Below are 1,167 nucleotides of genomic sequence, written 5' to 3'. Positions count from 1 at the left end.
GTCGGCTTCAGCGTCTCGGCGATGACGTCCGCGACCTCGGTGAAGTCCTCGGCGGTGAAGCCGCGGGTGGCCAGGGCGGGCGTGCCGATGCGCAGACCGGACGTGACCATCGGCGGGCGCGGGTCGTTCGGGACGGCGTTGCGGTTGACCGTGATACCGACCTCGTGGAGACGGTCCTCGGCCTGCTGGCCGTCCAGCTCGGACTCGCGCAGGTCCACCAGGATCAGGTGGACGTCGGTGCCGCCGGACAGGACGTTCACCCCGGCCTCGCGGGCGTCGGCGGCCGTCAGCCGCTCGGCAAGGATGCGCGCACCCTCCACCGTACGCCGCTGGCGCTCCTTGAAGTCCTCCGAGGCGGCGACCTTGAAGGAGACCGCCTTGGCCGCGATCACATGCTCCAGCGGCCCGCCCTGGAAGCCAGGGAAGACCGAGGAGTTCAGCTTCTTCGCGAAGTCCTTCCTGGCGAGGATGATGCCGCCGCGCGGACCGCCGAGGGTCTTGTGCGTCGTGGACGTCACCACGTCGGCGTACTCCACCGGGTTCGGGTGCAGCCCCGCCGCGACCAGACCGGCGAAGTGGGCCATGTCGACCCACAGGTACGCCTCGACCTCGTCGGCGATCCGGCGGAACTCCGCGAAGTCCAGCTGCCGCGGGTACGCCGACCAGCCGGCGATGATCACCTTGGGGCGGTGCTCCTTGGCGAGCCGCTCGACCTCGGCCATGTCGACGAGACCGGAGTCGTCCACGTGGTACGCGACCACGTTGAACTGCTTGCCGGAGAAGTTCAGCCGCATCCCGTGGGTCAGATGGCCGCCGTGGGCCAGGTCCAGCCCCAGGATGGTGTCGCCGGGCTGGGCCAGCGCGAACAGCGCGGCCTGGTTGGCCGAGGCACCGGAGTGCGGCTGGACGTTGGCGTACTCGGCGCCGAACAGTTCCTTGACCCGGTCGATGGCGATCTGCTCGGCGACATCGACGTGCTCGCAGCCGCCGTAGTAGCGACGGCCCGGGTAGCCCTCGGCGTACTTGTTGGTGAGGACCGAGCCCTGGGCCTCCATGACCGCGACCGGCGCGAAGTTCTCGGAGGCGATCATCTCCAGGGTGGACTGCTGGCGGTTGAGCTCGGCGTCGACCGCGGCGGCGACGTCCGGGTCGAGCTCGTGCAGGGGC

Annotated in this window: 1 protein-coding gene; it reads right to left on the bottom strand. The window is 70.2% G+C overall.

Features of this window, described 5'->3' with window-relative positions; translation table 11 throughout:
* Window positions 1-1,167, bottom strand: a 1,167-nt coding sequence (glyA, locus tag H4N64_RS44125; protein WP_186288255.1) for a serine hydroxymethyltransferase, incomplete at both ends; no start/stop codon positions are given.

It is taken from the genome of Streptomyces cupreus, assembly GCF_014257025.1.
Classification (GTDB): domain Bacteria; phylum Actinomycetota; class Actinomycetes; order Streptomycetales; family Streptomycetaceae; genus Streptomyces; species Streptomyces cupreus.
Note: the sequence above shows the minus strand (reverse complement) of the source record. Positions and strands in the feature narration are given on the sequence as shown.